This is a genomic window from Leifsonia sp. (assembly GCF_051955155.1).
Classification (GTDB): domain Bacteria; phylum Actinomycetota; class Actinomycetes; order Actinomycetales; family Microbacteriaceae; genus Leifsonia.
Window position 1 is genome coordinate 1 of the sequence record NZ_JBQCGZ010000134.1, and the last position, 22,829, is coordinate 22,829.

Here is a 22,829-nt window from a genome sequence, read left to right on the forward strand (position 1 = left end):
CCAGTGCGGGGCACCTGTGGTGGCGGGGTGGTTCGGGCGCCCGGGGGGGCTGGGGGGGGGGAGTATGTTTTCGCGCGCCGGGGTCCCCCCCCCGCGCCCGGCCGGGTCGACGACCCGGAAGTAGCTGTCGGCGGCGGTGCCGCCGGAGGTCGTCCAGCCGAGCCGGAGCAGGCCGTCGCGCTCCACCGCGCGGTCGATCGCGACCGTCGCGGCGCCCACGCCGCTGAGCGCGGCGGCGGGGACGAAGACCGGCTGCTCGCCGGCGACGCGCAGCCGCACGCCGTCCGGGGAGACCTCCACGGTCCCCTTTCCGCGGTACGCCAGCCCGGGCAGGGCGAGCCGTTCGAGGTGCTCTCCCGCCTTGGTGGTCGCCACGTAGAGGACGTCGGCCGTCGTGGTCGGCGCCGCGAGCGTCGCGGGGGCGGTGTACCCGCCGCCCGCCGGCGCGTCGCGGCGCATCCGTCGTCGCCAGCCCATGATCGCGAGCAGGAGCACGACGATCACGACGGCGAGGATGCCGATGGTCGGCAGCAGCTTATCCACGGCTCACCTCCAGCTGGTCGACGACCGCGCCGTCGGCAACGGTCGCGACGCCGCGGTGGAACGTCCAGGCGACGCGGCCCGGCAGCGTCATCGACAGGTACGGCGAGTTGACGCCCTTGCCTGCCAGGTCGCCGGTGGAGAAGGAGCGCGAGGCCGTCGGGTCGTACAGGAACAGCTCCGCGGGCGCTCCGGCCTCGATCGGTCCGCCGTGGCCGGCCAGCCGGCCGATCCTGGCGGGCGTCGCCGAGAGCACGCGCGCGATGTCGGCCCAGCCGAGCATCCCGTTGTCGACGACGGAGGCCTGGACGACGCTGAGCGCGGACTCCAGGCCGACCATCCCGAACGCGGCGGCGTCCCACTCGCAGTCCTTCGACTCGACCGGATGCGGAGCGTGGTCGGTCGCGACGATGTCGATGGTGCCGTCGGCGAGGCCCGCGCGCAGCGCCTCCACGTCCTCGGCACGGCGCAGCGGCGGGTTGACCTTGTACCTGGCGTCGTACCCGGAGGCCAGCTCCTCGGTCAGCATCAGGTGGTGCGGCGTGACCTCGGCGGTCACGTCGATCCCGCGCGCCTTCGCCCAGCGGATCACATCGACAGACCCGGCGGTGGAGACGTGGCAGACGTGCAGCCGGGAGCCGACGTGCTCGGCGAGCAGGACGTCCCTGGCGATGATCGACTCCTCCGCGACGGCCGGCCAGCCGGCCAGCCCGAGCTCGCCCGAGAGCGCGCCCTCGTTCATCTGCGCGCCCTCGGTGAGCCGCGGCTCCTGCGCGTGCTGCGCGATCACGCCGTCGAACGCCTTCACGTACTCGAGCGCCCTGCGCATCAGCAGCGGGTCGGAGACGCACTTGCCGTCGTCCGAGAAGACCCGGACGGCGGCGCGGGAGTCCGCCATCGCGCCGAGCTCGGCGAGCCGCTCGCCCGCCAGGCCGACCGTGACCGCGCCGATCGGGCGCACCGTCGCGTAGCCGGCCGCCTCGCCCAGGCTGAGCACCTGCTCGACGACACCGGCGGTGTCGGCCACCGGCGACGTGTTCGCCATCGCGAACACCGCGGTGAACCCGCCGGCCGCCGCCGCGCGCGTCCCGGTCAGGACGGTCTCGCTCTGCTCGTAGCCGGGCTCGCGCAGATGGGTGTGCAGGTCGACGAGACCGGGCAGCGCGAGCAGCCCGTCCGCGTCGATCGCCGTGGCGCCGGCGGCGGAGAGTCCGGTGCCTGTCTCCGCGATGCGGCCGTCGGCGACGAGCAGGTCGGTGCGCGTGCCGTCGGCCAGGGTCGCGCCGCTGATCAGGTACTTCGTCTCGTTCACACGCTCACTCACCGTTTCGTCGCCTCCTGGTCGGCACCGGACAGCAGGAGGTAGAGGGCGGCCATCCGCACGGACACGCCGTTGGCGACCTGCTCCCTCACCGTCGAACGCGGCGAGTCCGCGGCCGCTGCCGAGATCTCCAGCCCGCGGTTCATCGGTCCCGGGTGCATGACAATGCTATCGGGCCCGAGGTGTGCGAGCCGTTCCTCGTCCAGCCCCCAGCGCCTGGCGTATTCGCGCGTGGTCGGGAAGAACGCCGCGTTCATGCGCTCGCCCTGGATCCGGAGCATCATCACCACGTCCGGACGCTCGGCGATGGCCGCGTCCAGGTCGTACCCGATCGCGGCCGGCCAGCCGGACACGTCCACCGGCAGCAGCGTCGGCGGAGCGACCAGCGTCACGTGCGCGCCGAGCGTGCGCAGCAGCCAGACGTTGGAGCGTGCGACCCGGGAGTGCAGGATGTCGCCGACGATCGTGACCGCCACGCCGTCGAGGTCCTTGCCGCGGGAGGCCGACCCGTGCAGCCGGCGGCGCATGGTGAACGCGTCGAGCAGCGCCTGGGTCGGGTGCTCGTGCATCCCGTCGCCCGCGTTGACGATCCCGGCGTCGATCCAGCCGCTGGTCGCGAGCGTCTGCGGCGCCCCGGACGCGCTGTGCCGGACGACGACCGCGTCCGCCCCCATCGCGGCGAGGGTCTGCGCGGTGTCCTTGAGGCTCTCGCCCTTGGAGACGCTGGAGCCCTTCGCGGAGAAGTTGATGACGTCCGCTGACAGCCGCTTCGCCGCTGCCTCGAAGGAGATCCGGGTGCGCGTGGAGTCCTCGAAGAAGAGGTTCACGACCGTCTTGCCGCGCAGCGTCGGCAGCTTCTTGACCTCGCGCTCCTGCACGTCGGCCATGTCCTCGGCGACGTCGAGCAGCCGGATGGCGTCCTCGCGGAGCAGCGTCTTGGTCGACAGCAGGTGCCTCATGCCGCGCCCTCCTCGATGGTCACGGACTCCTCGCCGTCGATCTCGTCCAGCCGCACGAAGATGCGCTCGGAGGAGGCGGACGGCAGGTTCTTGCCGACGAAGTCGGCCCGGATCGGCAGCTCGCGGTGCCCGCGGTCGACGAGGACGGCCAGCCGCACCGCTCGCGGCCGCCCGATGTCGCCGAGCGCGTCGAGCGCGGCCCGGATGGTCCGCCCGGAGTAGAGGACGTCGTCGACGAGGACGACGGTCTTCCCGTCGATCGGCCCGGGCAGCGAGGTGGGCTGCGGGGTCCTGGTGGGGTTCCGCGACAGGTCGTCGCGGTACATCGTGACGTCGAGCGCCCCGACGATCTCCGCCGCATCGGCGACCGCCTGCGGCTCGATGCGCTGGATGTTCTCGGCGATCCTCCTGGCGAGCACGACGCCGCGCGTCGGGATGCCCAGGATCACCAGATCGTTCGTTCCCCGGTTGGACTCGAGGATCTCGTGCGAGATCCGAGTCAACGCCCGGGAGATGTCAGCCTGCTGCAGCACGGTGCGCGCTGTCACGCCGACCTCCTTCCCCGCCTCACAGGACGGCTCGTTAAAGGATGTCTACCGAGTGGTGAGTCTACAGGACGCGCACCGACATCCGTCCCGTGCGCCGCTCACTCTCCGAGGAACCGCGTGAACGCCTTCTTGTCGGTGACCGAGCCGGGGTACTGCTTCCCGTTCACCAGCACGGTCGGGGTGCCCTGGATCGAATCCAGCACCTTCGTGCCGTCGACCTCGATGGGGCCGTTCTGCGAGTGGACGGTATTCGCCTGCGCCCACGCCTGATAGGGACCGCTGCGCTGGAGGCAGCCGCTGATGTCCGCGATGCCGAGGTCGGTGGCGCGCTTGGCGAGCTCCTCGTCGGTCAGACCGCTCGAGCCCTCCTCCGGCTGGTCCGTGAACAGCGCCTGGTAGTAGTCGAGCGTCTTGTTCGGGTCGTGCACGCCGACGCAGACCAGCGCCGCCGCGGCGCGGGTCGAGTAGCCGGTGCCGTTCGAGCGCGAGTCGAGGAAGGTGATCGGGTGCAGGCGCACGGTGATCGAGCCGTCCTTCACCGCGTTCGCCAGCGTCGCGCCGTTGGTGCGCTCGAACTCGCCGCAGAACGGGCACATGGCGTCGAACCAGATGTCGACCTTCTTCTCGCCCGTGCCCGCGCTGACGTAGCGGCCGTCGAAGTTGACGGCGCCGTCCATCCCGGTCGGCGGCGTGGCGGTCGCGACGGGGAAGCTCGAGTCGCCCATCAGCGAGCACGCGGCCGCGCCGCCGGCCACCGCGATCGCGAGCACGGTCGCCGCGAGCACGCGGACGAGACGCTTCATGCTGTTCCCTTTCAGCCGCGCGGGTTGTTCTGCGCGATCTTGGCCAGCAGGCCGTTCACGAATCCGGCCGAGTCGTCGGTCGAGAGCACCGTCGCCGCCTCGACGGCCTCCGAGATCGCCACGCCCTCCGGCACGGCGTCGTTGAAGAGCAGCTCCCAGACGCCGATGCGCAGGATGGCGCGGTCGACGGCGGGCATCCTGGCGAGCGTCCAGCCCTGGGCGTACGTCTCGATCTGCTCGTCGATCTCGTCCTGGTGGTCGATCACGCCGTCGACGATCTCGCGGGCGTACAGCCAGGAGGCCTCACGCGACGGCTCGTTCGCCGCGCGCTCGGCCTCCGCGGCCAGAGCCTGCGGCAGCGAGAGCTGCCGCAGGTCGGCGCTGAAGAGCACATCGAGGGCGCGCTTGCGCGCCTTGGTCCTCGCGCTCACTAGTCGTTGACGCGGCCGAGGTAGTCGCCGGTACGGGTGTCGACCTTGACCTTGGTGCCGGTCTCGAGGAACAGCGGGACCTGGATCTGGTAGCCGGTCTCCACGGTGGCGGGCTTGGTGCCGCCGGTCGAGCGGTCGCCCTGCAGGCCGGGCTCGGTGTAGGTGATCTCCAGCACGACGGAGGCGGGGAGCTCGACGTAGAGCGGCTCGCCCTCGTGCAGCGCCACGGTCACGTTCTGGTTCTCCAGCATGAAGTTGGCGGCGTCGCCGACGACGGGGCCGGGGATGGTGATCTGGTCGTAGTCGCTGGTGTCCATGAAGACGAAGTCGGCGCCGTCCTGGTACAGGTACTGGTAGTCGCGGCGGTCGACGTTGGTGATCTCGATCTTCGCGCCCGCGTTGTAGGTGCGGTCGACGGTCTTGCCCGTGGTGACGTTCTTCAGCTTGGTGCGGACGAACGCACCGCCCTTGCCCGGCTTGACGTGCTGGAACTCGATCACGCTCCAGAGCTGTCCGTCGATGTTGAGGACGATTCCGTTCTTGATGTCAGCGGTCGATGCCATGCGCGTGTTCCATTCGGTTTACGGGAAGATTCGGGTGGATGCGGCGCCGCGGCGTCGTCCACGAAAGGCTCCGCCCAGCGGAAGGCCCCCAGAGATTCTAAAGGTCAGCGCGCGTTTCGGCGAATGGACGCGAGGGCCAGCCGGTAGGACTCGAAGCCGAAACCGGCGATGACGCCGCTCGCCACCGCGCTGATGACGCTGGTGTGCCGGAACTCCTCCCTGGCGTGCGGGTTGGAGATGTGCACCTCGATGACGGTGCCGCCGGCCTTGGTGACCATCCCGACCGCGTCGTGCAGCGCGTACGAGTAGTGCGTCCACGCCCCGGCGTTCAGGATGACCGGCGAACCGCTGTCCATCGCCTCGTGCAGCCAGCCGAGCAGCTCGCCCTCGGTGTCGGTCTGGCGCAGGTCGATCGTGAGCTCCGGCGCGTCCTGCTGCAGCAGCTCGCGCAGGTCGTCGAGGGTGCCGGACCCGTAGACGTCGGGCTCGCGCGTGCCGAGCCTGCCGAGATTGGGGCCGTTGAGGACGAGGACGCTGCTCACACCGCTCACCCTACCGGTGCTCCCCGACCGACCTCGTCATCAGGAGCCGATCTCCTGGTACGCCGCGAACAGCAGGCTCTGATCGGGCCCCGCGAGGACGGTGGGCCGGGCGACGTCGTCGAGCACGATGAACCGCAGCAGACTGCCGCGCGCCTTCTTGTCCCGCTGCATCGTGGCGAGCAGCGTCTGCCAGCGGCCGAGCGGGTAGCTGGTGGGCAGCGTCAGCGACTCCAGGATGCGGCGGTGCCGTTCCACGACCTCGTCGCTCAAGCGGCCGCTCAGCCGGCCGAGCTCGGCCGCGAACACCATCCCGACCGAGATCGCGGCGCCGTGCCGCCACTGGTAGCGTTCGGCGTGCTCGATGGCGTGGCCGAGGGTGTGGCCGTAGTTGAGGATCTCGCGCAGGCCCTGCTCGGTGAAGTCCTCGCCGACGACGCGCGCCTTGATGCCGATCGACAGCTCCACCAGGCGGCGGAACTCGGGAGACTCGGGATCGGTGGCGACGTCCACGTCCCGCTCGATGGTGTCTAGGATCTCCGGCTCGGCGATGAAGCCGTACTTGACGACCTCGGCGAAGCCGGCGAGCAGCTCGTTGCGGCCGAGCGAGGTCAGCGTGTCCAGGTCGCAGACGACGGCGGAGGGGGCGTAGAAGGCGCCGACGAGGTTCTTGCCCTCCGCGGTGTTGATGCCGGTCTTGCCGCCGACGGCCGCATCCACCATTCCGAGCAGCGTCGTCGGGACCTGCACGAGCGTCACGCCGCGCAGCCAGGTGGCCGCGACGAAGCCGGCGAGGTCGGTCACCGAGCCGCCGCCGAAGCCGACCACCGCGTCGGACCGGGTGAAGTCAGCCTGGCCCATGATCTGCCAGAGGAAGGACGCGACCTCGATGCGCTTGGCCGCCTCCGCGTCCGGCACCTCGGCCAGCAGCACCTCGTACTGCCCGAGCAGCGACTCGCGCAGCTCGGCGGCCGCGGCGCCCAGGGTCGGGGCGTGCACGATGAGGACCTTGCTCACGCCGGTCCCGAGGTGCCGTGCCAGGTCGAAGCGCAGTCCGCGCCCGACGATCACGGGGTACTGCCGCTCCCCCGCGACCAGGATCTCGGTGGGTTCGTCGGTCATTCCATTCCCTCCTCGGCCCAGCGGGCGATCTCCTCCACGATGGTCTCGATCGGCCGGGACGATGTGTCGGCGGTGTAGTCGGCGAGCGACTCGTACAGCTCGCGGCGATCGGCCACGAGCCGCTTCCAGGACTCGATGTCGGTCACCAGCGGACGCTTGCTGTTCGCGATGCGCCTGGCGATCGCCTCCGGCTGCACGGTGATCAGGACGACCCGCTTCCCGGCCAGGTCCGCCCGGGTGTCGGCGTTCAGGATGGCGCCGCCGCCCAGGGAGACGACGCCGGGCTCCGCGACCGCCTCGGCGACCGCCTGGCGCTCCAGCTCTCGGAAGTACGGCTCACCGTGCTCGGCGAAGATGCCGGGGATCGGGCCGTGCTGGGCGACCACGACGGCGTCCGTGTCCACGAACGGGAGGCCGAGCCGCTTGGCCAGCCGCTTGCCGATTCTGGTCTTGCCCGCCGCCGGCGGTCCGATCAGGACGATCGTCACCGCGGCGCTCAGGCGTACGGAGCGCTCTGGCGCTCGGTCGCGAGGTTCTGCGGGATCGCGTCGAGGTAGCCGCGCAGATTGCGGGCCGTCTCGGCCACCGAGTCGCCGCCGAACTTCTCCAGCACGGCGTTCGCGAGCACGAGCGCGACCATCGCCTCCGCCACGACGCCCGCTGCGGGCACGGCACAGACATCGGAGCGCTGGTGGTGCGCCGGCGCGGCCTCGCTGGTGGCGACGTCGATCGTCCGCAGCGCGTGCGGGACGGTCGCGATCGGCTTCATCCCGGCGCGCACGCGCAGCACGCTTCCGGTGCTCATCCCGCCCTCGGTTCCGCCCGCCTTGTCGCTGGTGCGCACGATGGTGCCGTCCTCGGCGACGAGCTCGTCGTGGGCCTCGGAGCCGCGGCGCGTGGTCGTCAGGAAGCCGTCGCCGACCTCGACGCCCTTGATCGCCTGGATGCCCATGAGCGCGGCGGCGAGCTGCGCGTCCAGCCGGCGGTCCCAGTGCACGTGCGAACCGAGCCCCGGCGGCAGGCCGTAGGCGAGCACCTCGACGACGCCGCCGAGGGTGTCGCCGTCCTTGTGCGCGGCGTCGACCTCGGCGACCATCCGCTCGGAGGTCGCTGGATCGAAGCAGCGCAGCGGGTCGGCGTCCAGCGCGGCGACATCCTCCGGCTTCGGCAGCGCGGCGCCCTCCGGAACGCGCACCGGGCCGATGGACAGCGTGTGGCTGACCAGAGTGATCCCGAGCTCCGCGAGGAAGGACCGGGCGACGGCGCCGAGCGCGACGCGCGCCGCGGTCTCCCTGGCGCTCGCGCGCTCCAGGACCGGGCGCGCCTCGTCGAAGCCGTACTTCTGCATGCCGACCAGGTCGGCGTGACCGGGACGCGGACGGGTGAGCGCCGCGCCGCGGCCCGAGCTCAGCTTCTCGGGCTCGACCGGCTCGGGGCTCATCACGTCCACCCACTTCGGCCACTCGGTGTTGCCGATGCGCAGCGCGATCGGGCTGCCGAGGCTCAGGCCGTGCCGGACGCCGCCCGAGACCTCCAGCGCGTCCTGCTCGAACTTCATCCGCGCGCCGCGGCCATAGCCGAGCTTGCGGCGCGCCAGATCGGCGCGCACGTTGTCGAGCGAGACGGGCACCCCGGCGGGGAGCCCCTCCAGGACGGCGATGAGTTCGGGGCCGTGGGATTCCCCGGCGGTGAGCCAACGAAGCATGCTTCGATTCTGGCACAGTGCCCGGGAGCGTCCCGCCGGGTTACGCCTCCGCTGTCACTCGCCGAGGGGCGCGCCGGCCGCGTCGATGCCGACGGCGTCGAGCATCGCGGCGAGCACCTCGTCCTCGCCCTGCAGCGGCTGCAGCGGGTCGCCGGAGACGAACACGCGCACCTGCAGCAGGGCCTGGTGCACGAGCAGCGCGAGGCCGGACACCACGCGTCCGCCCACGGCCTGCCAATCGGCGGCGAGGGCGCTGGGCCAGGGGTCGTACGCGACGTCGAACAGCAGCGAGCGCCTCCGGGTGGAGTCGGTGTAGACCGCGGCGGTGGAGGTGCCGCCCGGCAGGGCGCTGATCACCAGGTCGGGGACGTCCAGCGAGCGGTCGGCCTGCGCGAACGATCGCAGCCGGACCATCAGCCCGGCCTCGTGCGCGAGGGACTCCATCCAGACGCTCTTCTCGAGGTTGCGCACGTGCACGTCAACGCGCTCCGCGCCGAGCTCGGCCGCCGCGACGAGCGCGGACGCCGCGGTGGCGCCGCCGCCCAGGATGTGGACGTAGCGGGCGCTCTCGAGCCCGGCCGCCTGCAGTGCGCGGACCATGCCGGCGACGTCGGTGTTGAAGCCGCGGACGTCCTCGCCGTCCAGCAGCACGGTGTTCGCGGCGCCGGTCTGCTCCGCGACGCGGTCGGTGTCGGTGAGCAGCGGCAGCACCGCCTGCTTGAGCGGCATGGTGAGCGAGAGCCCGCGCCACTCCGGACCGAGGCCGTCGATGAAGCCCGCGAGGGCGCCCTCGGACACGTCGACCGGCTCGTACTCCCAGTTCAGGCCGAGCACGCGATATGCGGCCCGGTGCAGGGCCGGGGACTGCGAGTGGCCGATGGGCGAGCCGAGCACCGCGAGCGTGCGGGCGGGGCCGCTCTGGCGGGTCTTCGCGGTGGAGGGGGCCTTCGAGCCGGTAGCGGCGGCCTTGGGCTTCTTCGCGGCCGGCTTGGCCGGTGCGGGGGTCGGTGCTGGTTCGTCCGGCTCCTCGCTCTCGGCCGCGGCCTCCGCCTCGGCGATCGCGCTCTCCTCCGCCTCGGCCTCGCGCTCGGCCTCCACCAGGTCGGCGATCATGGCCTCCGCCGACGCCTCGGAGACGCCGTCCTCGATCGACTCGTCGCGTCCGGTCTTGTTGCTGGCGTCACTCATACCCGGGGTTGTCCTTCATCCACTGCTGCCACTTCGCCACTGCTGCTTCGTGCTCCGCCTCGGTCGTCGAGAAGATCGTCTCGCCGGTCTTGAGGTTCCAGGTCACGAAGAACATCCACGGTCCGGTCGCCGGGTGCACGACCGCGTTGATCGCCAGGTCGCCGGGGTTGGAGATCGGGCCGACCGGCAGCCCCGGATGCACGTACGTGTTGTATGGGTTCGCGGCGTCGGCGCGCTCGGCGTCCGTGGTCTCCACCCGATGCGTGTTCCCCGTGCCGTAGGCGACGGTCGCGTCGGACTGCAGATCCCAGCCCTGCGCGATCCGATTGAGGAAGACCCTCGCTACCTTCGGATAGTCGTCCTTGAGCCCGGCCTCACGCTGCACGACCGACGCCAGCACGATCGTCTTCCAGCGGTCGGCCGGCTTCACCCCCGCGTCGTCGAGAGCCTGGAACATCCGGTCCACCATCGTGGTGATGGCCTGCTTCGCCGTGGTGCCGGGCGCGAACGTGTATGTCGCGGGGAACAGGAAGCCCTCGAGCGTCTTCGCCTCCGGCGGCAGCCCGTACTGGGCGGGGGACTTCGCCTCCTTCTGCAGGTCGGCGAGCGGGATCTTGGTGCTGTCCGCGACGATCTGCAGGATGTCCTTCTCTGCCGTCCCCTCCGGGATGACCGCCGTGTTCTCGACACGCGACGCCGGGTCCTGCAGCGCGATCAGCGCCGCCTGCGCGCTCATCCCCTTCGCGAGCTTGAACACGCCGGGCTGGAACTCGACCTGCGGCTGCTGGCGCAGCAGCAGTGAGTAGAACGCGTCGTAGCTCTTCGTGACGCCCGCCTTGTGCAGGTTGGTCGCGATGCTGTCGCCGGTGTCCCCCGACTTGATGGTGAACATGACCTCGCCGGTGCCATTGCCGGTGTAGTCGTTGTCGACGGGTGTCAGCGCGGTGACGATCTTCGCGATCTGCGGCTGGAAGAACGCGTACGCTCCCCCGGCCAGCCCGCCGAGGATCGCCACGACCACGACGGTCACCACGAGCGGCCTGACCCAGCGCCGCTTGCGCTTGGGGGCGTCCTCGTGCGAGAGGTAGTTCTGCTGCCGCCAGACCAGCGGCGACTCCGCCTGAGACGACTCCGGCTCCTCGTCGAGCGCGCCGAACAGGGCGCGGACGGGATGGTCGTGGTCGTGCCCGTGCTCGGAGCCGTGCCGGATGGCGCCGACCGACTCGAGCTCCGGCTCGTCCGCCGCGTCCACCCGCGCGATCGGACCGGTGATGACGGAGTCGAAGTCGAGTCCCTCGAGCGCGTCGCGCTGAGCGGGCGACTCGGTCGGTCCCGTCACCGGCGGTGCCGCCGGTGGCTGCCGATCACCGGACTGCTCGGCCTGCGCAGCCTCGTGCGCCTCCGCGGCCTGACGCGCCTCGCGCGCCTCCCTGCGGGTCATCGGCGGTCGGTTCACGGCAGGGAACACGGGGGGATCCGGCTTCTCCTGCGGATTGTGCGACAAGCTTCAGTCCAATGCTCTTATTCGACGGGGTCACCCGGCGGACGGCCTGTGGCGCGCTCCGCGTCGAGGGCGTGCTGCAAAATTATCGTGGCCGCCACCTGATCCACCACTGGACGCGCAGTTTTCGCGTTTCTGCCGGACGCCCGCAGTGCGGAGTGGGCGGAGACGGTGCTCAGCCGTTCGTCCACCAGCCGCACCGGTGCCTCCACCTCGGCGCCCAGCGCTTCTGCGAAGGCGACGGCGTCGGCGGTGGATGCGGTGTGCGCGCCTGAGAGGGCCAACGGCAACCCGACGATAATCTCGAAAACTCCGAGTTCGCTCACGATCTCCGCGATCCTGCGACGATCCGCAGCGTCCTCGGAGCGTGCGACGGTCTCCAGGGGCGTGGCGAGCATCCCGTGGAGGTCGGACCGGCTGACGCCGATCCTGACCTTGCCCACGTCGATGCCGAGCCGGACTCCGGTCCGCACGCGTTACCCGATCGCCGACGCCACCGCGCCGAGTGCCGCCGGGATCGCGTCGGCGTCGGTGCCGCCGCCCTGCGCGAGGTCGGCCTTGCCGCCGCCTCCGCCGCCGAGGATGCCCGCCGCCGTCTTGGCGAGGGCGCCCGCGTTCACACCGGCGTCGCGCGCCGCCTGGTTGGTGGCGACGATGACGACGGGCTTGCCCGCCGCGCGCGCGGCGAGGGCGACGGTCGCCGGGTCGGAGCCGAGGCGCTCGCGCACCGTCGTCACCAGCAGGCGCAGGTCGTCCGCCGAGTTCAGCGTTCCCGCGTCCTCCGCCACGACGGTCACCGCGCCGCGCCGGGTCGCGGACTCCAGCAGGCCGGGGACCTTGTCGAGGACGGCGCGCGCCTCGAACGCCTGGATGCGCTTCTCGGCCGCCTTGAGGCTCGCCATCAGGTCGGCGATCTTCTCCGGCAGCTGCTCGCGCGGGGTCTTCAGCGAGCTCGAGAGCTGCGAGACGATCGTGCGCTCGACCGCGAGGTCCTGGAACGCCTCCAGGCCCACCAGCGACTCGACGCGGCGGTTGGTGGAGCCGACGGACGACTCGCTGACCAGGTTGATCATCCCGATCTCGGCGCTGCTGGACACGTGCGTGCCCGCGCAGAGCTCGCGGGACCACGGGCCGCCGATGTCGACGACGCGGACGACGTCGCCGTACTTCTCGCCGAACAGCGCCATCGCGCCGAGCGCCTTGGCCTCGGCGAGCGGGAGCTCGCGCGTCGTCACCTCGAGGTTGTCCCGGATCGCGTTGTTCGAGATCTCCTCGATCTCGCTGCGGGTCTCCGGGGACAGCGCCTGGTTCCACGAGAAGTCGAGCCGTAGGTAGCCCGCCTTGTTGTAGGAACCGGACTGGTGCGCGTTGGGGCCGAGCACCTGGCGCAGCGCCGCGTGGATGATGTGCGTGCCGGAGTGCGCCTGCCGCGCCCCGCGACGGTACTGCGCGTCGACCAGGCTGGTCGCGGGGGCGCCGACGCCCACCTCGCCGCTGCGCACGAGCACCTTGTGGCTGATCAGGCCCTTCACGGGCTTCTGCACGTCGAGCACGTCCAGCTCGTAGCCGGGGCCGACGATCGTCCCGGCGTCCGCGTCCTGCCCGCCGGACTCGGCGTACAGCGCGGTCGCACCCAGGATGACCTCGGCGACCTGGCCCTCCGTCGCCTTGTTCACGGACTGACCGTCCACGATCAGGCCGAGCACGCTCGACTCGGTCTCGAGCTCGGTGTAGCCGGTGAAGACGGTCTCGCCCTGCGAGCGGAATGCGCTGTAGACCGACAGGTCGGCCAGCGCGGTCTTCTTCGCCTTCGCGTCCGCCTTGGCGCGGGCGCGCTGGTCGGCCATCAGGCTGTCGAACGCGCCGCGGTCGACGCTGAGGCCCGCTTCCTCCGCCATCTCCAGCGTGAGGTCGATCGGGAAGCCGTAGGTGTCGTGCAGCAGGAACGCGGTGTCGCCCGCGAGCTGCTCCTTGCCCGCCTTGCGGGTGTTCGCGACCGCGGTGTCCAGGATGCTGGTGCCGGCCGCGAGGGTGCGGAGGAACGTCTCCTCCTCCGCGTACGCGAGCTGCGAGGTGCGCGCGAACTCGGTCTCCACCTCCGGATAGGCGGCCTTCATCGCGTCGCGGGAGACCGGGAACAGCTCGGGGAAGGTCGCGTCCTCCACGCCCAGCAGGCGCATCGCGCGCACGGTGCGGCGCAGCAGCCGGCGCAGCACGTAGCCGCGGCCCTCGTTGGACGGCGTGACGCCGTCGGTCATCAGCATCAGCGCGCTGCGGACGTGGTCCGCCACGACGCGAAGCCGGACGTCGTCCTCGTGCGCCTCGTTGCCGTACGGCTTGTTCGCGAGTTCGGCGGCACGGTCGAGCACGGGGCGCACCTGGTCGATCTCGTACATGTTGTCGACGCCCTGCTTGATGAACGCGACGCGCTCCAGGCCCAGGCCGGTGTCGATGTTCTTCTTCGGCAGGTCGCCCAGGATCTCGAAGTCCTTCTTGCCGGTGCCCTCGCCGCGCAGGTACTGCATGAAGACGAGGTTCCAGATCTCGACGTAGCGGTCGTCGTCCGTCGCCGGGCCGCCGTCGATGCCGTACGCGGGGCCGCGGTCGAAGAAGATCTCGGAGCAGGGGCCCGCCGGTCCCGGCTGACCGGTCGACCAGTAGTTGGTGTCCTTGCCGAGGTCCTGGATGCGCTCCGGCGGGAGGGTGGACACGCGCTGCCAGATCTCGCGGGCCTCGTCGTCCTCCTCGTACACCGTCACCCACAGGTCGTCGGGCGAGAAGCCGAGGCCGCCCTCCTCCTCGGAAGTGGTCAGCAGGTCCCAGGCGAAGGTGATCGCCTGCTCCTTGAAGTAGTCGCCGAACGAGAAGTTGCCGCACATCTGGAAGAAGGTGCCATGCCGCGGCGTCTTGCCGACCTCGTCGATGTCGAGGGTGCGGATGCACTTCTGCACGCTGGTCGCCCGCGGGAAGGGCGCGGGGACGACACCGGTCAGGTAGGGGACGAACGGCACCATTCCGGCCACCGTGAACAGCAGCGACGGGTCGTCGCTGACGAGGGAGGCGGAGGGGACGACGGTGTGACCGCGCTTGGCGAAGAAGTCGAGCCAGCGGCGGTGGATTTCAGCAGTCTGCATGGGTTCCGGTCGGATCGAAGCGAGTTTGTGGGGGAAAGAGCGGCTCAGTCGCCGTCGATGGCCGAGCGGATCTCGGCCTCGCGCTGGCGGTAGCCGTCGGAGACGGCCTCTCCGAAGTCACGCGCCTTCTTGTCGAGCGTGCTGAAGAACTCGCGGCCCTTGGGGGTCTCGTTGACCTTGTGGGCGACGGCGAAGCCGAGTGCGACGCCGACGAGCAGCCACAGGAAACTCTTCATTGCTGGATCTTCCTCCCTGGATGCGTGCGCTCCCGGCGCACTCGCGCAAGTCTAGTCCGCTCGGCCGCGACGACGCCGGGAGCCGCCAGCCGCCCGGAAGGCGGCACGCGCGGCCGCGCTGAACCCCGCGAGCTTGATCAGCGGACCGCCGACGGTCGCGGCGAACAGCGCGACCAGGGCCGAGACGTTGCCCGTCACATCGGCCACGTTCTTCGTGATCACGTCCACGCGGGCGAGCTGCTTGTTCGTCTCCTGAATGGTCGTGGCGGTCTCGTCCAGGATCGGCGTGATGCCGTCGCTGGCCTCCTTGATCGCGTCCCTGGTCGAGTCGAGCACCCGGCCGAGCTTCAGCAGCGGCACGGCGATGAAGCCGACCAGCACGGCGAAGACCACCGCAGCGATCAGTCCAGCGATGTCTCCTCCGGACATGTCGGCCCCCTCCATTCCGTGACGGGCATACGTCCCCAGCGTACGGGAACCGGACGCCGGGGAAAAGGAGAACGGGGCCGTGGCGCGAAGCCACGACCCCGTTCTGCGGGAGTCTCGCGAGCCTTAGCGGGCCGCGTAGTACTCGACGACGAGCTGGACGTCACAGGTCACGGGGACCTCGGCGCGCTTCGGGCGGCGCACGAGCACCGCCTGCAGCTTGTCGAGCTCGACCTCGAGGTAGCCCGGGGTCTTCGGCAGGACGTCGACGTGACCGCCGGCGGCCGCGACCTGGAAGGGCTCGGTGCCCTCGGAGCGGGCCTTGACGCCGATGGTCTGACCCGGCTTCACGCGGAACGACGGGCGGTCCACGATCTTGCCGTCGACCAGGATGTGACGGTGCACGACGAACTGGCGGGCCTGCGAGATGGTGCGGGCGAAGCCGGCGCGGAGCACGAGGGCGTCCAGGCGCATCTCGAGGAGCTCGACCAGGTTCTCACCGGTCAGGCCCTGGGTACGGCGGGCCTCCTCGAACGCGATGCGGAGCTGCTTCTCGAGGATGCCGTACTGGGCGCGCAGACGCTGCTTCTCGCGCAGACGAACGGCGTAGTCGGAGTCGGCCTTGCGCTTGGTGCGGCCGTGCTCGCCCGGGGCGTACGGACGCTTCTCCATGTAGCGGGCGGCCTTCGGGGTGAGGGCGATGCCCAGTGCGCGAGACTCACGGGTCTTGCTGCGGGAACGTGAAGACACGGTTTCCTTTCGGTTTTCTCTCTATAGGTCGTTGGGGTGCGGGCGCACGCGTGCTTCACATGAACACAGTGCCCGCAGAGAGAGGGATTGTCGCCGTGGACGCCCGGCTAAAGGGCCATTCCGTCGAATCCGTGTCCCTGGCAGCCGCACCCTGAACACGCATCTAGGCGCATCGATTCTAGCAGAACCTTCGGGTGGGCTCCGTCACTCGCCGCGGACGATCCTGCGCAGCTTCGCCAGCCGCGCGGAAACGTCGCGTTCGTTGCCGTGCTCGGTGGGCGCGTAGTACGTCGTGCCCTTCAGCTCGTCCGGCAGGTACTGCTGGCGGAGCACGCCGAGGGCGTCGTCGTGCGGGTACTTGTAGCCCTTGCCGTGACCGAGCCGCTTGGCTCCCGGATAGTGCGCATCCCGCAGGTGCTTGGGCACCCTCCCGATCTTGCCCGCGCGGACGTCGGCGATCGCCGCATCCAGCGCCATGTACGCGGCGTTCGACTTGGGAGCCGTCGCGAGGTGGACGACCGCCTGCGCGAGCGGGATGCGCCCCTCCGGCATCCCGATGTACTGCACGGCGTCCGCGGCGGCGATCGCGACGACGAGCGCCTGCGGATCGGCCATCCCGATGTCTTCGGACGCGGAGACGATGATCCGGCGCGCGATGAACCGCGGGTCCTCCCCCGCCTCGATCATCCTGGCCAGGTAGTGCAGCGCAGCGTCGACGTCCGACCCGCGCACCGACTTGATGAACGCGCTGATCACGTCGTAGTGCTCGTCGCCGTTGCGGTCGTAGCGCAGCAGCGCCCTATCCACCGCCTGCGCCACCAGCTCCGCCGTGATCACGGGCTTCTTCTTGGACGTCGCCGGCGTCGACGACGCGGCGGTCACCGAGGCCGCCTCCAGCGCGGTGAGCGCACGGCGCGCATCCCCGGACGCCAGGCGGATGAGCGCGGCGCGGGCCTCGTCGTCCAGCGTGTACTGGCCGCCGAGTCCCCGCTCGTCGGTCACCGCGCGGTCGATGACGACGCCGAGGTCGTCGTCGCTCAGGGTCTCCAGCGTCAGCAGTAGGGAACGGGACAGGAGCGGCGAGATGACGGAGAAGGACGGGTTCTCGGTCGTCGCGGCGACCAGGATCACCCAGCCGTTCTCGACACCGGGAAGCAGCGCGTCCTGCTGCGCCTTGGTGAAGCGGTGGATCTCGTCGAGGAAGAGCACGGTCGAGACGCCGTAGAGGTCGCGCGTGGAGAGCGCCTCCTCCATCACCAGCCGGACGTCCTTGACGCCGGCGGTCACCGCCGACAGCTCGACGAAGCGCCGGCCGGACGAGTGCGCGATGGCCTGCGCGAGCGTGGTCTTGCCCGTGCCGGGCGGCCCCCAGAGGATCACGGACACCGAGCCGGACTGCCCCTCCTTGTCGGAGGCGAGCGCGACGAGCGGGGATCCTGGACGCAGCAGGTGCCGCTGACCGGCGACCTCGTCGAGGGACTTCGGCCGCATGCGCACGGCGAGAGGCGTCGCTCCCGTCCGGAGCCCAGGCTGCACATCGACCACCAGACAAGGCTAGTCGCTCCCTCCGACACCGCCTCCCCTCGCGGCGGTTTGGACTCCATAGGAGCGCCGGATAAGGTTCGATCCAGCAGATTCCCCGCTCGACGGCGCCCCCGGAGGAAACACGTGGCACCCAGCAAGCAGAACGACCGCGACGCGCGACAGGCCCGCGAACGCCTTCGGGCGTACCAGGCCAGGCAGACGGTGCACGAGGAGAAGACGAAGCGCCGCAAGCGCGACAACTGGATCGCCGGCATCGCCGTCGTCGTCATCGTCGGGCTCGCCATCGGAACGCAGCTGCTCTACTTCGCGAAGCCCGGTCCCGCCAGCGCGACCGCATCGCCGTCGCCCTCCGCCTCCGCCGCGCTGTCCCTCCCGTCGAAGTCCCTCGCCGAGGACCGCACCTGGACGGGCACCATGACGATCAACGGCATCCCGCTCGGCGTCTCGCTGGACGGCGCGAAGGCCCCGCAGGCGGTCTCGAGCACCGTGTACCTCACGCAGAAGAAGTTCTACGACGGCCTGAGCTGCCACCGGCTGACCAACGGCGGCTTCTACGTCCTCCAGTGCGGCGACCCCGAGGGCACGGGAAACGGCGGGCCGGGATACGAGTACGGCCCGATCGAGAACGCGCCGAGCGACGACAAGTACCCCGCGGGCACGATCGCGATGGCCCGCCAGGGCAACAACGCCGAGAGCCAGGGCAGCCAGTTCTTCATCGTCTACAAGGACACGACGATCGGCCACGACGACGCCGGCGGCTACACGGTCATCGGGAAGGTGACGAGCGGCCTCGACACGCTCGTGAAGCAGGTCGCGGACAAGGGCGTGAAGGGCGGAGGCACGGACGGCACGCCCGCCGTGGCGACGAAGATCGACGCCTTCACGCTGCAGTGACGCGGCGCGTGCAATAGGCTTTTCCCAATCCCGGCACCGCAAGCAAGGTGAGGCTCTTGGCTACTTCTGAACAGCACCCCTGGGGTCGCGTCGACGAGACCGGCACCGTGTACGTCCGCGAGGGCGACGGCGAACGCGTCGTCGGCGAGTACCCGGACGGCACAGCGGAGGAGGCTCTGGCCTACTTCGAGCGCAAGTACACGGACCTCGCCGGTCAGGTCGGTCTGCTCGAACAGCGCGCGCGTCGCGGCGCCCCCGCGAACGATGTCGCCAAGTCGGTCGCGAACCTCCGCACCGCGGTGGAGGGTGCGAACGCGGTCGGCGACCTCGCGTCCCTGCTCACCCGGCTGGACGCGCTCGGCGGGACGGTCGAGGAGCTGACCGAGCAGCAGAGCGCCGAGGCCAAGGCCGCCGTCGAGAACGCGATCGCCGAGCGCACCGCCATCGTCGAGGAGGCGGAGGCGCTCGCGGCCCAGGACCCCGAGCGCACGCAGTGGAAGCAGACGACGGCCGCGCTGGACGGGTTGTTCGCCCGCTGGCAGGCGCACCAGCACGACGGTCCCCGGCTGCCCAAGAACGAGGCGAATGAGCTCTGGAAGCGCTTCCGCGCCGCCCGCTCGACCATCGAGCACAACCGCAAGGCGTTCTTCGCCGAGCTCGACAGCCAGCACCGCGACGTCCGCTCCCGCAAGAACGCGCTCATCGAGCAGGCCGAGCGGCTGATCCCGCTCGGTGCGGACGGCGTCCCGGAGTACCGGCGGCTGCTCGACCAGTGGAAGCTCGCCGGTCGCGCCGGCAAGAAGAACGACGACGCGCTCTGGGCGCGGTTCAAGGCCGCTGGCGACGCGATCTACGCGGCGAAGGCCGAGGTCGACGCCCGCGACAACGTCGAGTACGAGGCCAACCTGCAGCTGAAGCTCCAGCTTCTCGAAGAGGCCGAGCCGCTGCTGAAGGAGAAGGACCGCGAGACCGCACGCGCCGCCCTGCTCTCCATCCAGGAGCGCTGGGATGCGATCGGCCGTGTCCCGCGTGACCAGGTTCGTCCCATCGAGGACCGGCTGCGCAAGGTGGAGGCCGCCGTGCGCCGGCTCGACGAGGAGCACTGGGAGAAGAACGATCCCGAGAAGAAGGCCCGCTCCGAGGGCCTCGCCAGCCAGCTGAACGCGGCGATCGCCAAGCTCGAGCAGGAGCTGGCGGACGCGCAGGCGAGCGGGGACGCGGCGAAGGTCAAGGCGGCCCAGGAGGCGCTCGACGCCCGCAAGATCTGGCTCGACGCTCTGAAGTAACCCTTCTCCACAGCCCGGGCGCCGCCACGGACTCTCCACCGATTCCGGCGGCGGCCGCCCTGCCGTGCCGGCCCCGGCGATGCTGGGGGCATGACGACAGCGACTCCCCCGCTCCTGGACAGGAGCGTCATGCCCATCGCCGAGCTCTTCGCGCTCGTGCTCGACGGTCAGGTGTTCCGCCTCGGCGACGCCTTCGCGCCGCTCGACCTTCCCGACTCGCCTGCGCTGAGGGCGCGCGCCTTCGCCGCGCTGGGCGCCGGACCCGCCATCGCCGATCGCGGCAGCGCGGCGTGGATCCACGGCACGCGGTCCTCTCCCCCGCTCCGGCCGCAGGTGTGCATCGACCCCGACCGCCGGGGGCGGCTCCCGAGCGGGATCGACGCCCACCAGCACGACCTCGCCGCGGGCGACATCGACGAGCTCGACGGCGTCCGCGTCACCTCACCGCTTCGCACGGCGGGCGACCTGCTCCTCACGGCGCGGACCTTCGGGCGGGACGACGCCGACGAAGTGCGTCGGCTGCTCGCGATGTGCGGAGCGGACGCGGGCGTCCTCCGGGCGAGGCTCGCCGGCTCGCGGCGCAACGGCGCGGCCAGGGCGATCCGCCGCCTCGACATCGTCGCCGAGGCGGTGGCCCCGTGAACGCGCCGTCAGCCGCCGCTGACGCGGTAGACGTCGTAGACGGCGTCGATGCGCCGCACCGCATTGAGCACGCGGTCGAGGTGCGTGGTGTCGCCCATCTCGAACACGAACCGGCTGAGCGCCAGCCGGTCGCTCGAGGTGGTGACCGTCGCCGAGAGGATGTTCACGTGGTGCTCCGAGAGCACCCGCGTCACGTCGGAGAGCAGCCCCGAGCGGTCGAGCGCCTCCACCTGGATCTGCACCAGGAACACGCTCTTCGAGCTCGGCGCCCACTCGACGTCGATCATCCGGTCCGGCTCCTGCAGCAGCGACTGCACGTTGTGGCAGCTCGCCTGGTGCACCGAGACGCCCTGGCCGCGGGTCACGAAGCCGACGATCGGGTCGCCGGGCACGGGCGTGCAGCACTTCGCGAGCTTCACGAGGATGTCGGGCGCACCGCGCACGAGCACGCCCGAATCGCTGTTCCGCAGCTGCTTCGCGCGCCCCTTGACGGGGATGTCCAGTTCGCCGTCGGACTCGACCTCGCTCTGCAGCGACGCCACGATCTTCTCGATCACCGACTGCGTGGAGATGTGACCCTCGCCGACCGCAGCGTACAGCGACGACACGTCCGGGTGCTTGAGCGAGGAGGCGACCTCGACCAGGGCGTCCTGCGTCATCAGCTTCTGCAGCGGCAGGTTCTGCTTGCGCATCGCCCGCGCGATCGCGTCCTTGCCCTGCTCGATCGCCTCGTCGCGGCGCTCCTTGGTGAACCACTGCCGGATCTTGTTGCGCGCCCGCGGGCTCTTGACGAAGTTCAGCCAGTCCTGGCTGGGCCCGGAGTCGGGATTCTTCGACGTGAAGATCTCGACGACGTCGCCGGTGGCGAGCGTGCTCTCCAGCGGCACCAGCCGGCCGTTCACCTTCGCGCCCATCGTGCGGTGGCCCACCTCGGTGTGCACCGCGTACGCGAAGTCCACCGGAGTCGCGCCGGCAGGAAGGCCGATCACGCGCCCCTTCGGCGTGAAGACGTACACCTCCTTCGCCCCGATCTCGAAGCGCAGCGAGTCGAGGAACTCGGACGGGTCGGCCGTCTCCGCCTGCCAGTCCGAGATGTGCGCGAGCCAGGCGAGGTCGGTGTCGACCTTGGACGGGGCCCCGGCGCTCTTGCCGGTGGTCTGCTCCTTGTACTTCCAGTGCGCCGCGACACCGAACTCCGCCCGCTGGTGCATCTCCTCGGTGCGGATCTGGATCTCGACCGGGCGGCCCTGCGGACCGATCACGGTGGTGTGCAGCGACTGGTAGAGGTTGAACTTCGGGGTGGCGATGTAGTCCTTGAACCGGCCCGGCATGGGCGTCCACCGCGCGTGGATCTGGCCGAGGACCGCGTAGCAGTCGCGCACTGTGGTGACGAGCACGCGGATGCCGACCAGGTCGTAGATGTCGTCGAACTCGCGACCCCGCACCACCATCTTCTGGTAGATCGAGTAGTACTGCTTGGGTCGGCCGACCACCTTGCCGCGGATCTTCGCCGACTTGAGGTCCTCGTTGATCGCGGCGATCACCTGCTGCACCAGCCGCTCCCGCTCCGGCGTGCGCTGCTTGACCAGGCTCTCGATCTCCGCGTAGAGCTTGGGGTAGAGCACGGCGAAGGACAGGTCCTCCAGCTCCCACTTGATGGCCTGGATGCCGAGCCGGTGCGCGAGCGGGGCGTAGATCTCGAGGGTCTCGGTCGCCTTCCTGGCGGCGTTGGCGGCCGGGACGAAGCCCCAGGTGCGGGCGTTGTGCAGCCGGTCGGCGAGCTTGATGATGAGCACGCGGATGTCCTTGGACATCGCGACGATCATCTTGCGCACGGTCTCGGCCTGCGCGCTGTCGCCGTACTTCACCTTGTCCAGCTTGGTGACGCCGTCGACCAGCATGGCGATCTCGTCGCCGAACTGGTCGCGGAGCTCGTCCAGCGTGTACTCGGTGTCCTCGACCGTGTCGTGCAGCAGCGCGGCCGCGATCGTCTTCGCCCCGATCCCGAGGTCGGCGATGATCTGCGCGACCGCGACCGGGTGCGTGATGTATGGCTCGCCGGAGCGGCGCTTCTGGCCGCTGTGCGCGCGCTCGGCGACCGCGTAGGCGCGCTCGATCAGCGACAGGTCAGCCTTCGGGTGGTGCATGCGCACCGTGCGGATGAGCGTGTCGACCGCTCCGGCGGGCTGAGCGCGGGAGAAGATCCGGGGAACGAGGCGGCGCAGCGAAGCGGACTGCGGTGTCGAAGTATCAACCATGTGCACGCCTCCTGTCGTCCATTATCGCCGGTCCGGATGCTGCTCCCTGCACGGGGGCAGCAGTGGGACCCGTCAGACGACCGCCCCCGGCGATCCGTCGGGCCGGGTCACGGGGGCACCGGACGCCTGCCAGGCGTCCATGCCGCCGGCCACGTTGGCCGCGGGGTAATCGGCGCGGTTCAGGGCATCGGTGACCATCCGCGAGCGAGCGCCGGTGTGGCAGATCACCAGGATCTGCTCGCTCTCCGGCAGCTCGTGCTGTCGTGTCTCGAGCTCCGAGAGCGGAATGTGATGGGCAGCCGGGGCGTGTCCGGCATCCCACTCGTAGCCCTCGCGGACATCGAGCAGCCAGGCCGAACCCGACTCGACGAGCTCATGCGCACGGGCGGCGCTCACCTCGTCTTCCGACAGATAAGAACCGCCCACGCGTCCTCGCTA

Annotated in this window: 24 protein-coding genes; 3 read left to right on the forward strand and 21 right to left on the reverse strand. The window is 70.6% G+C overall.

Annotated elements, in window-relative coordinates; all coding sequences use genetic code 11:
* From ACTHMF_RS14975 to ACTHMF_RS15065, 19 genes are all read right to left on the reverse strand, one after another.
* Window positions 1-543: PH-like domain-containing protein (locus ACTHMF_RS14975; RefSeq protein ID WP_440318695.1), on the reverse strand; the 543-nt coding region annotated here is incomplete at its 3' end.
* Window positions 536-1,864 (reverse strand): dihydroorotase, encoded by a 1,329-nt coding sequence (locus ACTHMF_RS14980; RefSeq protein ID WP_440318697.1) that lies wholly within the window; start codon window positions 1,862-1,864, stop codon window positions 536-538. The genes ACTHMF_RS14980 and ACTHMF_RS14975, both read right to left, overlap by 8 nt.
* On the reverse strand, window positions 1,861-2,820 hold the full coding sequence (locus ACTHMF_RS14985) for an aspartate carbamoyltransferase catalytic subunit (protein WP_440318699.1): 960 nt from the start codon (window positions 2,818-2,820) through the stop codon (window positions 1,861-1,863). The genes ACTHMF_RS14980 and ACTHMF_RS14985 overlap by 4 nt, the downstream gene beginning before the upstream one ends.
* Window positions 2,817-3,368, reverse strand: a complete 552-nt coding sequence (pyrR, locus tag ACTHMF_RS14990; protein WP_314145908.1) for a bifunctional pyr operon transcriptional regulator/uracil phosphoribosyltransferase PyrR — start codon at window positions 3,366-3,368, stop codon at window positions 2,817-2,819. The genes ACTHMF_RS14985 and pyrR overlap by 4 nt, the downstream gene beginning before the upstream one ends.
* Before the next feature lie 98 nt (window positions 3,369-3,466).
* Window positions 3,467-4,171 (reverse strand): DsbA family protein, encoded by a 705-nt coding sequence (locus ACTHMF_RS14995; RefSeq protein WP_440318701.1) that lies wholly within the window; start codon window positions 4,169-4,171, stop codon window positions 3,467-3,469.
* A gap of 11 nt (window positions 4,172-4,182) precedes the next feature.
* On the reverse strand, window positions 4,183-4,602 hold the full coding sequence (gene nusB / locus ACTHMF_RS15000) for a transcription antitermination factor NusB (RefSeq protein ID WP_314145910.1): 420 nt from the start codon (window positions 4,600-4,602) through the stop codon (window positions 4,183-4,185).
* Entirely contained in the window at window positions 4,602-5,165 is a 564-nt protein-coding gene (efp, locus tag ACTHMF_RS15005) for an elongation factor P (protein WP_314145911.1), read from the reverse strand. The genes nusB and efp overlap by 1 nt, the downstream gene beginning before the upstream one ends.
* Before the next feature lie 104 nt (window positions 5,166-5,269).
* On the reverse strand, window positions 5,270-5,707 hold the full coding sequence (locus ACTHMF_RS15010; protein WP_314145912.1) for a type II 3-dehydroquinate dehydratase: 438 nt from the start codon (window positions 5,705-5,707) through the stop codon (window positions 5,270-5,272).
* A gap of 39 nt (window positions 5,708-5,746) precedes the next feature.
* A complete protein-coding gene (gene aroB / locus ACTHMF_RS15015; RefSeq protein ID WP_440318704.1) occupies window positions 5,747-6,826 on the reverse strand; it encodes a 3-dehydroquinate synthase in 1,080 nt (359 codons plus the stop codon).
* Window positions 6,823-7,314: a shikimate kinase gene (locus ACTHMF_RS15020; protein ID WP_314145914.1), complete on the reverse strand. Its 492-nt coding sequence runs from the start codon at window positions 7,312-7,314 to the stop codon at window positions 6,823-6,825. Before ACTHMF_RS15020 ends, aroB begins: the two co-directional genes overlap by 4 nt.
* An 8-nt stretch (window positions 7,315-7,322) precedes the next feature.
* Window positions 7,323-8,531, reverse strand: coding sequence for a chorismate synthase (aroC, locus tag ACTHMF_RS15025; RefSeq protein WP_440318705.1), 1,209 nt, complete (start codon window positions 8,529-8,531; stop codon window positions 7,323-7,325).
* A gap of 54 nt (window positions 8,532-8,585) precedes the next feature.
* A complete protein-coding gene (locus ACTHMF_RS15030) occupies window positions 8,586-9,719 on the reverse strand; it encodes a shikimate dehydrogenase (RefSeq protein ID WP_440318707.1) in 1,134 nt (377 codons plus the stop codon).
* Window positions 9,712-11,160: an endolytic transglycosylase MltG gene (mltG, locus tag ACTHMF_RS15035; protein WP_440318709.1), complete on the reverse strand. Its 1,449-nt coding sequence runs from the start codon at window positions 11,158-11,160 to the stop codon at window positions 9,712-9,714. The genes ACTHMF_RS15030 and mltG overlap by 8 nt, the downstream gene beginning before the upstream one ends.
* An 80-nt stretch (window positions 11,161-11,240) precedes the next feature.
* Complete coding sequence (gene ruvX, locus ACTHMF_RS15040) at window positions 11,241-11,693, reverse strand: Holliday junction resolvase RuvX (protein WP_440318710.1); 453 nt, start codon at window positions 11,691-11,693, stop codon at window positions 11,241-11,243.
* A gap of 3 nt (window positions 11,694-11,696) precedes the next feature.
* A complete protein-coding gene (alaS, locus tag ACTHMF_RS15045) occupies window positions 11,697-14,354 on the reverse strand; it encodes an alanine--tRNA ligase (protein WP_440318712.1) in 2,658 nt (885 codons plus the stop codon).
* A gap of 44 nt (window positions 14,355-14,398) precedes the next feature.
* Window positions 14,399-14,590: a hypothetical protein gene (locus tag ACTHMF_RS15050; RefSeq protein WP_314145920.1), complete on the reverse strand. Its 192-nt coding sequence runs from the start codon at window positions 14,588-14,590 to the stop codon at window positions 14,399-14,401.
* A gap of 51 nt (window positions 14,591-14,641) precedes the next feature.
* On the reverse strand, window positions 14,642-15,019 hold the full coding sequence (locus tag ACTHMF_RS15055; protein ID WP_314145921.1) for a DUF948 domain-containing protein: 378 nt from the start codon (window positions 15,017-15,019) through the stop codon (window positions 14,642-14,644).
* 123 nt (window positions 15,020-15,142) lie between these two features.
* A complete protein-coding gene (gene rpsD / locus ACTHMF_RS15060; RefSeq protein ID WP_314145922.1) occupies window positions 15,143-15,766 on the reverse strand; it encodes a 30S ribosomal protein S4 in 624 nt (207 codons plus the stop codon).
* Window positions 15,767-15,970: 204 nt separating this feature from the next.
* Window positions 15,971-17,311 (reverse strand): replication-associated recombination protein A, encoded by a 1,341-nt coding sequence (locus ACTHMF_RS15065; RefSeq protein WP_314145923.1) that lies wholly within the window; start codon window positions 17,309-17,311, stop codon window positions 15,971-15,973.
* Window positions 17,312-17,434: 123 nt separating this feature from the next.
* Between ACTHMF_RS15065 and ACTHMF_RS15070 the strand changes: the two genes are divergently transcribed.
* From ACTHMF_RS15070 to ACTHMF_RS15080, 3 genes are all read left to right on the forward strand, one after another.
* Window positions 17,435-18,205 carry a peptidylprolyl isomerase gene (locus tag ACTHMF_RS15070; protein WP_314145924.1) on the forward strand — a complete coding sequence of 257 codons (771 nt, stop codon included), beginning with the start codon at window positions 17,435-17,437 and terminating at the stop codon, window positions 18,203-18,205.
* A 56-nt stretch (window positions 18,206-18,261) separates the two neighbouring features.
* Window positions 18,262-19,491 (forward strand): DUF349 domain-containing protein, encoded by a 1,230-nt coding sequence (locus ACTHMF_RS15075; RefSeq protein ID WP_440318715.1) that lies wholly within the window; start codon window positions 18,262-18,264, stop codon window positions 19,489-19,491.
* A gap of 90 nt (window positions 19,492-19,581) precedes the next feature.
* Window positions 19,582-20,133 (forward strand): type IV toxin-antitoxin system AbiEi family antitoxin, encoded by a 552-nt coding sequence (locus tag ACTHMF_RS15080; RefSeq protein ID WP_440318717.1) that lies wholly within the window; start codon window positions 19,582-19,584, stop codon window positions 20,131-20,133.
* Window positions 20,134-20,141: 8 nt separating this feature from the next.
* Here ACTHMF_RS15080 and ACTHMF_RS15085 read toward each other — a convergent pair whose 3' ends face one another.
* Together ACTHMF_RS15085 and ACTHMF_RS15090 are read right to left on the reverse strand one after the other, a co-directional pair.
* The gene (locus ACTHMF_RS15085) at window positions 20,142-22,391 is read right to left on the reverse strand and encodes a RelA/SpoT family protein (protein ID WP_314145927.1); all 2,250 of its coding nucleotides are present in this window, start codon (window positions 22,389-22,391) and stop codon (window positions 20,142-20,144) included.
* A gap of 72 nt (window positions 22,392-22,463) precedes the next feature.
* Entirely contained in the window at window positions 22,464-22,817 is a 354-nt protein-coding gene (locus ACTHMF_RS15090) for a rhodanese-like domain-containing protein (protein WP_440318719.1), read from the reverse strand.
* Window positions 22,818-22,829: the final 12 nt, after the last annotated feature.